Genomic DNA, 13,570 nt, shown 5'->3' with positions numbered 1-13,570 from the left:
ATCACGTCTATGTCAGGCGGTCTCGATGGTCTCGGAACAGCGCCCCGGCCCTGCCCCAGGGGCCTTCGTCGATCCGGTCAAGCTGCATCAGCACCGGCATCAACTGGGCGGCATAATCTTCGGAACTTTCGCGCGGCAGCATGGACGGCAGGTTGTCGATGGCCATGACGTCCAGCGGCGGCTGTTCGGCCACGCGCAAGACCGGCTGGTCCCAGCTTGTCGTGCGGTCATAGACCTTGATCGGGGAAAAATCGCTGGTCGGATCGCAGGCCACGTCGCCGATCACCGTCAGCCGCCGCCCTGGCGCCACCGCCCTTGCGGGGACGAAGACCGGCGCGCCGGGCTGGGCCAGGATCGCGTTGATGAACAGGTCATGGACCAGCACTTCCGGGAAGGGGCCGCCATGCGCGGTTTCCGCCATGTCCCAGCGGGTGACGGGCACGCCCAGGGCCACCAGCAGATCCGCCGCGCCCGTCCCGACGCGTCCCTTTGCGCCGATCACCAGAGCCTGCGGGCGCGGGCGGCCCGTGGCGTCCAGTTGCGCGCGCAATTCGTCCAGCAACAGGTCCTTGTCGGCATAAGCGTGGATGGAGGCGCAGATGCCGCCCCCCTGCTGTGCCGCCCAGGCCCTCAGGCTGACGGCGGCCCCCGCATAGCCCGCCCAATAGCCGAAGGCGGCCAGGCGGTGGCCCGCGTCGTCCGTCAGGTATTCCAGATCATAGAGCGTGCCGCCCCCTGCCAGGAACCGGCGCAGCAGCACCTGTCCCGCGGGCTGGCCCTTGAAGGCATGGCCGAACATGATGTGCCGATGGCGCAGGGGCATTCCGTCTTCGGGCAGTTCCTTCAGGCCGAAGACGATGGCGTCGTCGGGGGCCGTGGGCCAGCTTCCCTGGGGCGCGATGGCGGCCCCTGCGCGGGCATAGGCGTCTGTCGCAAACACCCGGCGGGGGCTGTCCTCGACCGTGACGATGAAGCCCTTGGCGATCAGCGCCGCCACGCCGTCGGGGGTGATGCCTGTCCGATCCTCGTTCGGGCGGCTTTCGGCCCGCAGCCACAGATGCGTCATCGTTTTCCCCCGGTCCTGCCGTCCCGTCGTCTTAACCCGCGTCACGGCGCAAGGGGAACCCCGTCGCCACCATCCGTGTTCCACCCCGTTCCCATCACTCTTGTTCCGGAGAATCAACATGATCCTCAGCCGCCGCGCCAGCCTGATGCTGGGTCTTGCCGCAGCCAGCGTGACCCTCATGCCTCGCATCACCCTTGCCCAGACCGCCGCCGCGCAAACCTCGTTCGTTTATCCGGTCGAAGGCGGGCAGGTCGTGTTCCATCCGGTCGATCACGCCTCGATGGTGGTCGAGACGCCGGGCGGCGTGATCTATGTCGATCCGGTCGGCGGCGCGGATCTGTATGCCGGCATGCCGCAGCCCACGCTGATCCTGATCACGCATGAGCATGGCGACCATTACGACCTGCCGACCCTGCAGGCCCTGCCCGCCGTGGCGATCATCGCCAACCCGGCCGTCCACGCGATGCTGCCCGCCGAGATGCAGTCCCGCGCCACCGCCATGGCCAATGGCGACCAGGCCCAGGCCATCGGCATCGGGATCGAGGCCGTGCCCGCCTATAACACCAGCCCCGACAAGCAGCAGTTCCACCCCCAGGGGCGCGACAACGGCTATGTCCTGACCATCGGCGGCAAGCGGTTCTATATCGCCGGCGACACCGAGGACACGCCCGAGATGCGCGCCCTGGAAAACATCCACGTCGCCTTTCTGCCGATGAACCTGCCCTATACCATGACCGTCCAGCAGGCGGCGGATGCGGTGGCCGATTTCCGGCCCGTCTCGGTCTTTCCCTATCACCACCGGGGCAGCGACGTTCAGGAATTCGCGCGCCTGGTCGGGGCGTCTGACGCGGGCAGCCAGGTGGTCATCGCCAACTGGTATCCGCGCGGCGAGGCAGGCTGACGCTTTACCGTCCCGGCGCGGCAGGATAGCAAGGCCGCCATGCTGCGATACCTTCTGCGCCGGACGATCGTGATGGGGGCAAGCCTGCTTGCCGCCTCGGTCGTGATCTTTTCGGTGGTGGAACTGGTGCCGGGCGATCCGGCCAGCTTCATGCTGGGCACTGGCGCCCAGCCCGAAACCCTGGCCGCGCTGCGCCAGCAGATGGGCTTGGACGATCCCCTGCCCTTGCGATACGCGGCCTGGCTGGGCGCGATCCTGCAGGGGGATTTCGGCACCAGCTTCACCTACAAGACCCCGGTCGCGCCGATGATCGGGGAACGGTTGCAGGTGTCGCTGCCCCTGGCGGTCCTGGCGCTTGTGCTGGCCGTGGCCCTGGCCCTGCCGGTCGGGCTTCACGCGGCGGCACAGCGGGGCCGTGTGGGCGACGGGCTGGCGATGGGGGCGGCGCATCTGGGCATCGCGCTGCCGAATTTCTGGCTGGCGATGCTGCTGGTCCTGGTCTTTGCCGTTCACCTGCGCTGGCTGCCCGCAGGCGGGTTTCCGGGATGGTCCGATCCCCTGGCCGCGCTGCGTTCCCTGATGCTGCCCGCCATCGCCCTGGCCCTGCCCCAGGCCGCGATCCTGGCGCGCGTCCTGCGGTCGTCCCTGGTCGAGACGATGGGCCAGGATTACATCCGCACCGCCCGCGCCAAGGGGCTGTCACGCGGCCAGACCCTGCGCCGCCATGCCCTGCGCAATGCGCTGATCCCGGTGCTGACCATCCTGGGGATGCAGTTCAGCTTTCTTCTGGCGGGCGCCATCATCATCGAGAACGTGTTCTACCTGCCCGGGCTGGGGCGGATGATCTTCCAGGCGATCACGCAGCGCGACCTGATCGTGGTGCAGTCTGCGGTGCTTGTGCTGGTGGCCGCCGTGATCGCCGTGACCTTTCTGGTCGATCTGGCCTATGCCGCCGTGGACCCCCGGCTGCGCCGCGCATGAGAACGGGGCTGATCCTGGGTGCCATGCTGGCGGGGCTGGCGCTGGCGGCGGCGGTGCTGTCGGCCTTCTGGACGCCCCATGACATCGCCCGGCTTGCCATCGCCGACAAGCTGCTGCCGCCATCGCCCGCGCATTGGTTCGGCACCGACCATCTGGGCCGGGACATTCTGTCGATGGCGATGCGGGGGGCGCAGACCTCGATGGTCGTGGCGCTTGTGGCGGTTGCCATCGGCATGGGGCTGGGGGTGCCGCTGGGCTTGCTGGCGGCGGCGCATCGGGACCGCTGGCCCGACGATCTGGTGATGCGCGGCAACGACCTGGTCTTCGCCTTTCCGTCCCTGGTGATCGCGATCCTGATCACGGCGGTCTTCGGCCCCTCGGCGGTGAATGCCATCATCGCCATCGGCATCTTCAACATCCCGGTCTTTGCCCGCGTCGCGCGGGGTGCGGCGCTGCCCATCTGGACGCTGGATTACATCCGCGCGGCACAGGTGGCAGGCAAGGGCCGGGCATTGATCAGCCTGCAGCATGTCCTGCCCAACATTGCCAGCCTGCTGATCGTGCAGGCCACGATCCAGTTCAGCCTGGGCATCCTGGCCGAGGCCGGGCTGTCCTATGTGGGCCTTGGCGCGCAGCCCCCCACGCCAAGCTGGGGCCGGATGCTGGCCGAGGCGCAGACCATGGTCACGCTGGCCCCGCATGTGGCCGTCATCCCCGGTCTGTGCATCGTGCTGACGGTTCTGGGCCTGAACCTGCTGGGCGACGGGTTGCGCGACGCCCTGGATCCCCGGCTGCGGGTGCTGCGGTGATCCGCCTGGAGGATCTGTCCCTGTCCATCGGCGGATGGCCTGTCCTGGACAGGGTGTCGCTGGATCTGCAACCGGGCATCACGGGCCTGGTGGGCGAATCCGGCAGCGGCAAGTCGATGACGGCCCTTGCGATCATGGGGCTGCTGCCGGAACGAACGGCGACATCGGGCAAGGTGCTGCTGGACGGGACGAACCTGCTTGCGCTGCCCGAACGCGCCATGCGCGCCTTGCGCGGCAAGCGTATCGGAATGATCTTCCAGGAACCCATGACGGCGCTGAACCCGCTGATGACCATCGGCGACCAGGTGGCCGAGGTGCTGCGCATCCACGAAGGCCTGGATCGCCCTGCCGCCCTGGCCCGCGCACGCGAAGGGCTGGACCGGGTCGGCCTGCCCGCGCCCCGCTTTCCGCTGACGCTTTATCCCCACGAATTGTCGGGCGGGCAGCGCCAGCGGGTCGCCATCGCCATGGCGATTGCCCTGCGCCCCGATCTGCTGATCGCGGACGAACCCACCACCGCCCTGGACGTGACCACCCAGGCGCGGATCCTGGATCTGCTGCGGGATCTGGTGCGCCAGGACGGCATGACGCTGCTGTTGATCACCCATGACCTGGCCGTGGTGGCGGGCATGGCCGACCGGGTCGCCGTGATGCAGGCCGGCCGGATCGTGGAAAGCGGTCCGACCGAAGCCGTGTTCCGCAGCCGCAGCCACCCTTATACGCGGCAACTGTTCACGGCCTCGGGCCACCGGCCCACCCGTCAGCCCCCGCCCCCGGCCGGGCCGCTGCTTCAGGTGACGGGGGCCGTTCGCGAATACCGCACTGCCGACGGCGGGCTGCGCGCCCTGGATGGGGTCGGCCTGACCATCGGGCGCGGCGAAAGCGTCGGCCTTGTGGGCGAATCGGGCTGCGGGAAATCGACCCTCGCCCGCGCGATCCTGGGGCTGGATCCCTTGCAGGCCGGACAGATCCGGCTTGACGGACAGTCGGTCGGCCCCGGCCACCGGATGCCGCGCGATCTGCGGGCGCGGATGCAGGCGGTGTTCCAGGATCCCTTCGGCAGCTTCGATCCCCGCTGGCGGGTGGACCGGCTGCTGGCCGAGCCCTTCCACCTGACCGGCCGCCCGGCCGACTGGCGCGACCGTATCGGCGCGGCCCTGGCATCGGTGGGCCTGCACCCCAACGATGCCCGCAAGTTCATCCACGAATTCTCGGGCGGCCAGCGGCAGCGCCTGGCGATCGCCCGGGCCCTGATCATCCGCCCGTCCCTGATCGTCCTGGACGAGGCCGTCAGCGCCCTTGACGTGCAGGTCCGCGCGCAGGTGCTGGACCTGCTGGCGCGGTTGCAGGCCGATCACGGGCTGGCCTATCTGTTCATCAGCCACGACCTGTCGGTGGTGCGCGGCATCACCGACCGCATCCTGGTCATGCAGGCAGGCCGCATCGTCGAGGAAGGCCCGCCCGACCGCATCATCGACGCACCCCGGCACGACCATACGCAGGCCTTGGTCCGCGCGATGCCGAAGATCCCGGCCGACTGGTCCTAGCTGAAGTATCCGCCATCCGAATCGTCGCCCGATTCCTCGACCAGGCGGCTGAAGTCGGGCAGGATGATGGCGCGCTTGCCCACCAGTTCGATCACGCCCTCGCGCTTCAGCGCGCTGATCTGGCGGCTGACGGTTTCCAGGGTCAGGCCCAGGTAATCGGCCATCGCCTCGCGCGTCAGGGGCAGGTCGATCTGCATCCGCCCGCCCGGATCGCGCTTGTGCAGCGCGGCTTCGCGCCGGGCGATGATGGCGATGAAGGAGGCGATCTTTTCACGCGCGGTCTTGCGGCCCAGAAGCAGCATCCATTCCCGCGCCGCGTCCAGTTCGTCCAGCGTCATTTCCAGCAGACGATGCGCGACATGGGGCGTGCTGCGCATCATCTGTTCGAACGGCTTGCGGCGGAAGCAGCACAGCACGACCTTGGTGGCCGCGGTGGCGTTATAGGCGGCGATCTCTCGGTTGGGGCGGCCCAGGAAATCGCTGGGCAACAGCAGGCCCACCATCTGCGTGCGCCCATCCTCCAGCGTCTGCGTCAGCGCGACGACGCCGGTGACGACCGATCCCACGAATTCCATCCGGTCGCCTTCCCAGACGATCGGCTGGCCGGGATCGAAGGTCCGGTAGAATTTCAGATCCTCCAGCAGCGCCAGTTCGTCCGTTTCGCAATGCGCGCAAACGGCGCGATAGCGGATCGGGCAGTCGCCGCAGCGTTCCCCGCTGTCGTGACTGGGGGTTTTCTGGTTGATCTGGGTCAAGGCATTCTCGCGCGTTATCACTTAATCCTACCCACATGAGCAATGTTTCGCAACTAAAGCGGCTGGGTCTCTTCGATTCGCGCGTTCCGCGCTACACGAGCTATCCCCCCGCGACACAATTCAAACCAGGCATGAATGCCAATATGGTCTCGGGTTGGCTGGATTCCATACCCGAGGGCGCGGCGATTTCGCTGTACCTTCATGTGCCGTTCTGTCGCAGGCTGTGCTGGTTCTGCGCCTGCCGGACCCAGGGCACCAAGACGCTGGATCCGGTGATTGCCTATGTGGACACGGTTCTGGCGGAACTGGCGCTGCTGCGGCGCCACCTGCCGCGCGGGGTGCGGCTGTCGCGGCTGCACTGGGGCGGGGGCACGCCCACGCTGTTGCCGCCCGACCAGATGCGGCGCGTGGCGGACGCGATCTTCGAGGTGGTGCCGATGGCCGAGGGGGCCGAGTTCTCGGTCGAGATCGACCCGTCGGAAATCGACGCCGCCCGCATGGCCGCGCTTGCGGCTTCGGGGATGAACCGCGCCTCGATCGGGGTGCAGGACTTCGATCCGAAGATCCAGGACGCTATCGGCCGCCAGCAGTCGTTCGAGCTGACCGGCCAGGCGGTCGAGTTGATCCGCAGCCACGACATCGCCAGCCTGAATGCCGACATCCTGTATGGCCTGCCGCACCAGGACCGGACCCGGATTTCCGAAACGGTGCAGAAGCTCTTGGCCCTGTCGCCCGACCGGGTGGCGCTTTACGGCTATGCCCATGTGCCCTGGATGTCCAAGCGGCAGGTGATGATCCCCGAGGATGCCCTGCCCGGCAACGAGGATCGGCTGACCCTGTTCAACACCGCCCGCGACCTGTTCGTGGCCGATGGCTATGCCGAGATCGGCATCGACCACTTCGCCCGACCCGGCGACGGGCTGGCGGTGGCCGCAAGGACGGGCAAGCTGCGGCGCAATTTCCAGGGCTATACCGATGACGGAGCGCAGGTGCTGCTGGGCCTTGGCGCGTCGTCCATTTCCCGCTTCCCGCAGGGCTATGCGCAGAACGCGCCCGCGACCGGCGCCTATACCGCCCATGTGCGCGAAGGCCGCCTGCCCCATACCAAGGGCCATGCCTTCACGCCCGAGGATGTGTGGCGCGGCCGGATGATCGAACAGGTGATGTGCGATTTCCGGGTGGATGCGGCGGAAATGCAGGCGGACTATGGCCTGACCGCCGTTCAGCTTCAGGAGGTCTTCGATCCGGTGATCGGCCAATTCGGCAGCATGGTCGAGGTCGGCCCCTGGGGCCTGCGGATCACGCCCGAAGGCCGCCCGCTGGCCCGGATGGTGGCCAACATGCTGGACGCCTATATGGCGGCGCCGACCAGCCATTCGTCCGCCGTCTAGGCGTGTCGGGTGCGTGTTCACACGCACCCATGTCACGCGTGGCGGTGGTCCTTGTGGTCGGCGCAGGCGCCCGACGGCTCGATCTCGATGGTGGCGTGGGGAATGTCGAAGCGCTGCGCCAGCATCGCCTTGGCCGCGCGGGTGACGGCAAAGGGGTCGCCGGTTTCCACCACGAGGTGAACCGAGGCCGCCGCGCGCTTTTCGTCGATCTGCCACAGGTGCAGGTGATGGGCATCGCTGACGCCCGGCAGCGCGCGCAGGGCTGACAGGACAGCGCCCGGATCGCTGCCGGGCGGGGCGGCCAGCATCAGCATCCGGAAGACCGGGCCGATCTCGGTCCCGATATGCCACAGGATCACGACGGAAATCGCCAGCGTCAGGATTGGGTCGGCCAGGTTCCAGCCGAAGGCCCAGATCAGCAACCCACCCCCGATGACAGCCACCGACACGCCCGCATCGGCCAGGTTGTGCAAAAAGGCCGCGCGGATATTGGCGCTGTCCCTGGCCGCGCGCCAGACAAGCGCTGCCGTCGCCAGATCGACGACCAGGGCAAAGGCCGCCAGCCCCATGACCAGCCCGCCCGCCACCTGCGGGGGGTCGGACAGGCGGCCAAGCGCCTCGACCGCCAGCCAGATCGAGATGGCGATCAGCGCCAGATAGTTGACGAAGGCCGCGACGATTTCCACCCGCCCCCAGCCATAGGACCAGTCGGGCGTGGCAGCCCGCCGCGCCAGGCGGCGTGCGCCGAAGGCCAGCACAAGCGCCAGGGCATCCGACAGGTTGTGGATGCCGTCGGCGATCAGGGCGGTCGAATCGGCGGCGTATCCGCCGATGATCTGCGCCGCCGTCAGCGCCAGGTTGACGATGACCGCCCAGCCGATCGCCGCATCGCCGTGGCCGTGGTGATGCCCGTGGGAATGGCCGTGCGAATGGCCGTGGCCCATCAATGCGCCTCGGCCCAGTTCATGCCGGTGCCCGCATCGACGACCAGCGGCACGGACAGCTTCACGGCAGGATCGGCGGCGTTTTCCATAATCCCGCGGGCGACCGCGATCAGGTCGTCCACGGCATCCTCTCGCACCTCGAAGACCAGTTCGTCATGGACCTGCAGCAGCATCCGCGCGGGCAGATGCGCAATGGCCGCAGGCATTCGGATCATCGCGCGGCGGATGATGTCGGCGGCAGCCCCCTGGATCGGGGCATTGATCGCCGCCCGCCGCGCCCCGCCCGCCGCAGGCCCGGACTGGTTGATGCCCGGCGTGTTGATGCGCCGCCCGAACAGCGTGCGCACGCTGCCGTCGGACTTCGCATCGGCGATGGTGCGGTCCATGTAGGCGCGGATTTCGGGGAAACGCTGGAAATAGGTGTCGATGAACTCCTGCGCCTCGGCCCGCGGGATGCGCAGGTTGCGCGACAGCCCGAAGGACGAGATGCCATAGATCACGCCGAAGTTGATCGCCTTGGCGCGGCGGCGGATCATCGGGTCCATGCCCTCGACCGGGACGCCGAACATCTGGCTGGCGGTCATGGCATGGATGTCGATGCCTTCGCGAAAGGCCTGCTTCAACGCCGGGATGTCGGCCACATGGGCCAGGATCCGCAATTCGATCTGGCTGTAATCCAGGCTGACGAGGCGATGCCCTTCGGCGGCGATGAAGGCTTCGCGGATGCGGCGGCCTTCATCGGTCCTGACGGGGATGTTCTGCAGGTTCGGATCGGTGGATGCCAGCCGCCCGGTCTGCGCCCCCGCGATGGAATAGCTGGTATGGACGCGCCCCGTCTCCGGGTTCACGAAGGTCGGCAAGGCGTCGGTATAGGTCGATTTCAGCTTGGAGATCTGGCGCCAGTCCAGGATCCGCGACGGCAGGTCATGGCCTTCGGCGGCCAGATCCTCCAGCACGTCGGCGCTTGTGGAAAAGGCGCCGGTCTTGCCGGTCTTGCCGCCGGTCATGCCCATCTTGTCGAACAGGATCTCGCCCAGCTGCTTGGGGCTGCCGATGGTGAATTTCTGGCCCGCGAGGGCGTAGATCTCGTCCTCCAGCGCCGCCATCTTCTGCGCGAAGGCGCCCGACATGCGGCGCAGCACCTCGGCGTCGATGCGGATGCCGGCCATCTCCATCTCGGCCAGAACGGGGATGATGGGTCGTTCGGTCAGTTCATAGGTCGTCGTGACGCGTTCCACCGGCAGCAGCGGCGCGAAATGTTGATACAGGCGCAGCGTGACATCGGCGTCCTCGGCGGCATAGGGGGCGGCCTTGTCGATGGGCACCTGGCCGAAGTTGATCTGCGACTTGCCGCTGCCGATCAGGTCCTTGATGGGAATGCACTTGTGGCCCAGGTAACGTTCGGCCAGTTCGTCCATGCCGTGGTTGTGCGTGCCCGCGTTCAGGGCATAGGACATCAGCATCGTATCGGCCAGGGGCGCCATGCGGATGCCGTGGCGGGCCAGCATCTTCCAGTCGTATTTGAGGTTCTGGCCGATCTTCAGGATCGCCGGATCCTCCAGCAGCGGCTTCAGGGCCGCCAGCACATCGGCCAGCGGCAACTGGCCTTCCACAAGGGCCGACTGCCCGAACAGGTCGTCGCCCCCCGCCATGTGGCCCACGGGGATATAGCAGGCGCGGCCCGACGCCACGGCCAGGCAGATGCCGACCAGATCGGCCTGCATCTCGTCCAGGCCGGTGGTTTCCGTATCGATGGCGACCTGGCCCGTGTCGCGGATCAGTTGCACCCAGCAATCCAGGGCGTCGCGGTCGGTCACCGTTTCATAGGCGTCGCGGTCGATGGGGGGCAGATCGGGGGCGGCAGGCGCGTCTCGCACCGGGGCGGACACGACCGCCGGAGCCTCGGCCCCCAGGCGTTCGGCCACGCGGGCGGTCAGGGTGCGGAACTCCATTTCCGACAGGAAGGTCAGCAGGGTCGGCGCGTCGGGCGCGCGCACCTCCAGGCTCTCCAGCGTGAAATCCAGGGGCGTGTTGCAATCCAGTTCCACCAGCCGCTTGGAGATGCGGATCTGTTCGGCATGGTCGATCAGGGTCTGGCGGCGCTTGGGTTGCTTGATCTCGCCTGCCCGCGCCAGCAGGGTTTCCAGGTCGCCGAATTCGGTGATCAGTTGCGCGGCCGTCTTGATGCCGATGCCCGGCGCGCCCGGCACGTTGTCCACGGCGTCCCCTGCAAGCGCCTGCACGTCCACCACGCGGTCGGGCCAGACGCCGAACTTCTCGAACACCTCGTCGCGGTCGATGGGCTTGCCCTTGATGGGGTCCAGCATCTGCACGCCGTCGCCCACAAGCTGCATCAGATCCTTGTCGCTGCTGATGATGGTGACCGACCCGCCCGCGTCGCGCGCGCGGCAAGCCAGCGCGGCGATGATGTCGTCGGCCTCGTATCCTTCCGTCTCGATGCAGGCGATGTTGAAGGCGCGGGTGGCGTCGCGAGTCAGCGGGAACTGCGGGCGCAGATCCTCGGGCGGTTCAGGGCGGTTGGCCTTGTAGGCGTTGTAGATGTCATTGCGGAAGGTCTTGGACGAATGATCGAAGATCACCGCCGCATGGGTCGGCGCGTCCGAGCCCCGTTCGTCGGACACGTATTTCCACAGCATGTTGCAGAAACCCGCGACCGCGCCCACGGGCAGCCCGTCGGACTTGCGCGTCAGCGGCGGCAGGGCGTGATAGGCCCGGAAGATGAAGGCCGATCCGTCGATCAGGTGCAGGTGGCAGCCCTTGCCGAAGCCGTCGCTCATCGCCATGTTCCTTTTCGGTTCCGGCCCCGGTTCTGGCACGATCGCGCCGTGGTTTCCAGACGCGCCTTGGTCGGCGGAATGCAGAAGGTGGCAATGCCCAGGATGGTTCGCAAGGGCGACCTGCCCAGCAAGATCTGCGCCTGCTGCGGGCGGCCCTTCACCTGGCGCCGCAAATGGGCGCGGGACTGGGACCAGGTCCGCTATTGCTCGGACCGCTGCCGGGGGACCAAGGCCCCTCGCCCGTCCAAGCCCTTGTGGTCCCAGCCCTAGTGGTCGCCCCCGGCGTGATCGCGGTCGATCACGAAGCGCTTGTCGCAATAGCCGCAATCGACAAAGCCCGTTTCCGGGGAAATCGCCAGCCAGACGCGCGGATGGCCAAGCCCGCCCGCATCGTCCCCGTCGCAGGCGACCTTCCAGGCGGTGACGATCTGGGTGGCGGGCGCGGGCAGCTTCAGTTCCGACAGATCCGTCTGTTCGGTGGACAGCGAGTTTTCCGGGATCACATATTGCGTCATGGCTGGCCTTCTTGTGGCGGCGGGCGGTATCTGGTCTTATCTCCCATTACCGCAGCGCCGCCTGCCTTCGCAAGCTGTCCGGGGGACAAGACCCATGCCCAACGCCATCGAGATCGCAGGTCTGTGCAAGACCTATGCCGCCCAGGGGTCCGCCCCTGCCAAGCAGGCGCTGAAGGGCATCGACCTGACCATCCCCGCGGGAAGCATCTTCGGCCTGCTGGGTCCGAACGGGGCGGGCAAGTCCACGATGATCAACATCCTGGCCGGACTGGTGAACAAGACGGCGGGCAAGGTCACGATCTGGGGCTTCGACCAGGACGTGAACCCGCGCCAGTCGCGCGCGGCCATCGGGGTGATGCCGCAGGAACTGAACATGGACCCGTTCTTCACCCCCCGCGCCAGCCTGGAGGTGCAGGCGGGCCTTTACGGCGTGCCGAAATCCGAACGCTGGACGGACGAGCTGCTGGAACTGGTTGGCCTGACCGACCAAGCCAATGCCTATGCCCGCAACCTGTCGGGCGGGATGCGCCGCCGGTTGCTGCTGGCCAAGGCCTTGGTCCACCGCCCGCAGATCCTGGTCCTGGACGAACCGACGGCGGGCGTGGACATCACCCTGCGCGAGATGCTGTGGAACAACGTCCGCGACCTGAACCGCCAGGGCATGACCATCATCCTGACCACCCATTACCTGGAGGAAGCCGAACAGATGTGCGACGAGATCGCCATCATCAACCACGGCGAACTGGTGGTGCGCCAGGACACGCGCAGCCTGCTGTCGCGGGCCGACGGCAAGACGCTGGTGCTGGACACGGGCGGGCGGATCGCCCTGCCCCCGCTGCCCGATGGCGCGCATCCCGAATGGCGGGGCGACGGGCGGCTGGCGATCAGCTATCCCCCGTCGCGCGTCCGTGCCGACCAGCTTCTGGATGCGCTGCGCGGCGCGGGCGTCCCCATCCTGGATGTCGCGACCGAGCAGCCGGATCTGGAGGATGTGTTCGTGGAAATGACGCGAGCCTAGCCGCACGGGGGAAGGAATGGACGCTGACAGACAACATGGCGGATGCCGATGCGGACGGGTCACGATCGCAGTGTCGGGGCCGCCCCTGCTGACCATGGCCTGCCATTGCCGGGGCTGCCAGCAGATGACCGCCAGCGCCTTTTCGCTGAGCAGCCTTTACGCGCAGGATGCCGTTTCCATCGAAGGCGAAACCATCCTGGGCGGGCTGCGGGGCGAACTGCGCCACCATTGCTGCGCCTTCTGTCTGTCCTGGACCCATACCCGGGCCGATTTCCTGGGCCCGCTGGTCAACATCCGCAGCACCATGCTGGAGGGCGGCAGCGACCAGCCGCCCTTCATCGAATGCTGGCTTGAGGAAAAGCTGCCATGGGTGAGCGTCGGTGCCACCCATGGCTTTGCGCGCTTTCCGCCGGTTGAAGGCTTTGCCGCGCTGATGGCCGATTTCGCGGCCCGGCGCCCCTAACCCTGGCGCGGCAACATCGGCCCCATCACCCGCCCGCCCAAGATATGCAGGTGGTAATGCGGCACCTCTTGCACGCCATGAGGGCCGGTATTGGCGATGGCGCGGAAGCCCTGGTTGCCGCCGTCCAGGCCGACCCCTTCGGATTCGCAGACCCGCGCGCAAAGCCGCATGAAATCCACGATTTCCGCATCCGAGGCATTGGCCGCGAAATCGTCGAAGCTGACATAGCGGCCCTTGGGGATCACCAGCACATGCACCGGCGCCTGCGGACGGATATCGCGAAAGGCCAGGGCGTGATCGCTTTCGGCGACCTTGTCGCAGGGGATTTCGCCCCGCAGGATCCGGGCGAAGATGTTGGTGTCGTCATAATCGAAGGCCATGG

General features: G+C 67.5%; 14 protein-coding genes. 8 read left to right on the top strand and 6 right to left on the bottom strand.

Going from position 1 to position 13,570, the window contains the following annotated elements; all coding sequences use genetic code 11:
- Positions 1 to 7: 7 nt before the first annotated feature.
- Entirely contained in the window at positions 8 to 1,066 is a 1,059-nt protein-coding gene (locus CK944_RS10985; protein ID WP_103173102.1) for a saccharopine dehydrogenase, read from the bottom strand.
- Between the two features lie 118 nt (positions 1,067 to 1,184).
- Between CK944_RS10985 and CK944_RS10980 the strand changes: the two genes are divergently transcribed.
- The 4 genes from CK944_RS10980 to CK944_RS10965 are packed head-to-tail and all read left to right on the top strand — an operon-like array spanning position 1,185 to position 5,304.
- Positions 1,185 to 1,967: an MBL fold metallo-hydrolase gene (locus CK944_RS10980; protein ID WP_103173101.1), complete on the top strand. Its 783-nt coding sequence runs from the start codon at positions 1,185 to 1,187 to the stop codon at positions 1,965 to 1,967.
- Between the two features lie 39 nt (positions 1,968 to 2,006).
- Positions 2,007 to 2,948: an ABC transporter permease gene (locus tag CK944_RS10975; RefSeq protein WP_103173100.1), complete on the top strand. Its 942-nt coding sequence runs from the start codon at positions 2,007 to 2,009 to the stop codon at positions 2,946 to 2,948.
- Complete coding sequence (locus CK944_RS10970; RefSeq protein WP_103173099.1) at positions 2,945 to 3,757, top strand: ABC transporter permease; 813 nt, start codon at positions 2,945 to 2,947, stop codon at positions 3,755 to 3,757. Before CK944_RS10975 ends, CK944_RS10970 begins: the two co-directional genes overlap by 4 nt.
- On the top strand, positions 3,754 to 5,304 hold the full coding sequence (locus CK944_RS10965) for an ABC transporter ATP-binding protein (RefSeq protein ID WP_103173098.1): 1,551 nt from the start codon (positions 3,754 to 3,756) through the stop codon (positions 5,302 to 5,304). The genes CK944_RS10970 and CK944_RS10965 overlap by 4 nt, the downstream gene beginning before the upstream one ends.
- Here CK944_RS10965 and fnrL read toward each other — a convergent pair.
- Positions 5,301 to 6,050 carry a transcriptional regulator FnrL gene (gene fnrL, locus CK944_RS10960; protein ID WP_103173140.1) on the bottom strand — a complete coding sequence of 250 codons (750 nt, stop codon included), beginning with the start codon at positions 6,048 to 6,050 and terminating at the stop codon, positions 5,301 to 5,303. The two genes, CK944_RS10965 and fnrL, sit on opposite strands and share 4 nt — an antisense overlap.
- Positions 6,051 to 6,094: 44 nt before the next feature.
- Between fnrL and hemN the strand changes: the two genes are divergently transcribed.
- Complete coding sequence (hemN, locus tag CK944_RS10955) at positions 6,095 to 7,450, top strand: oxygen-independent coproporphyrinogen III oxidase (protein WP_103173097.1); 1,356 nt, start codon at positions 6,095 to 6,097, stop codon at positions 7,448 to 7,450.
- 32 nt (positions 7,451 to 7,482) lie between these two features.
- On the opposite strand, the gene CK944_RS10950 is transcribed toward hemN, so the two are convergent.
- Positions 7,483 to 8,394, bottom strand: a complete 912-nt coding sequence (locus CK944_RS10950; protein WP_103173096.1) for a cation diffusion facilitator family transporter — start codon at positions 8,392 to 8,394, stop codon at positions 7,483 to 7,485.
- Positions 8,394 to 11,192 carry a DNA polymerase I gene (gene polA / locus CK944_RS10945; RefSeq protein WP_103173095.1) on the bottom strand — a complete coding sequence of 933 codons (2,799 nt, stop codon included), beginning with the start codon at positions 11,190 to 11,192 and terminating at the stop codon, positions 8,394 to 8,396. The genes CK944_RS10950 and polA overlap by 1 nt, the downstream gene beginning before the upstream one ends.
- Positions 11,193 to 11,285: 93 nt before the next feature.
- Here polA and CK944_RS10940 point away from each other — a divergent pair, with 93 nt between their 5' ends.
- Positions 11,286 to 11,462 (top strand): DUF2256 domain-containing protein, encoded by a 177-nt coding sequence (locus CK944_RS10940; protein WP_103173139.1) that lies wholly within the window; start codon positions 11,286 to 11,288, stop codon positions 11,460 to 11,462.
- On the opposite strand, the gene CK944_RS10935 is transcribed toward CK944_RS10940, so the two are convergent.
- Positions 11,459 to 11,647: a zinc-finger domain-containing protein gene (locus tag CK944_RS10935; protein ID WP_103173138.1), complete on the bottom strand. Its 189-nt coding sequence runs from the start codon at positions 11,645 to 11,647 to the stop codon at positions 11,459 to 11,461. The two genes, CK944_RS10940 and CK944_RS10935, sit on opposite strands and share 4 nt — an antisense overlap.
- 154 nt (positions 11,648 to 11,801) lie before the next feature.
- Here CK944_RS10935 and CK944_RS10930 point away from each other — a divergent pair, with 154 nt between their 5' ends.
- Both CK944_RS10930 and CK944_RS10925 read left to right on the top strand, forming a co-directional pair.
- A complete protein-coding gene (locus tag CK944_RS10930) occupies positions 11,802 to 12,725 on the top strand; it encodes an ABC transporter ATP-binding protein (RefSeq protein ID WP_103173094.1) in 924 nt (307 codons plus the stop codon).
- 16 nt (positions 12,726 to 12,741) lie between these two features.
- Positions 12,742 to 13,188, top strand: a complete 447-nt coding sequence (locus CK944_RS10925; protein WP_103173093.1) for a GFA family protein — start codon at positions 12,742 to 12,744, stop codon at positions 13,186 to 13,188.
- Here CK944_RS10925 and CK944_RS10920 read toward each other — a convergent pair.
- A complete protein-coding gene (locus CK944_RS10920; RefSeq protein WP_103173092.1) occupies positions 13,185 to 13,568 on the bottom strand; it encodes a histidine triad nucleotide-binding protein in 384 nt (127 codons plus the stop codon). The genes CK944_RS10925 and CK944_RS10920 overlap by 4 nt on opposite strands.
- Positions 13,569 to 13,570: the final 2 nt, after the last annotated feature.

It is taken from the genome of Paracoccus sp. SY (assembly GCF_002901215.1).
Classification (GTDB): Bacteria; Pseudomonadota; Alphaproteobacteria; order Rhodobacterales; family Rhodobacteraceae; genus Paracoccus; species Paracoccus acridae.
The sequence above is the reverse complement of the archived record's forward strand: the minus strand, read 5'-3'. Positions and strand labels throughout refer to the sequence as shown.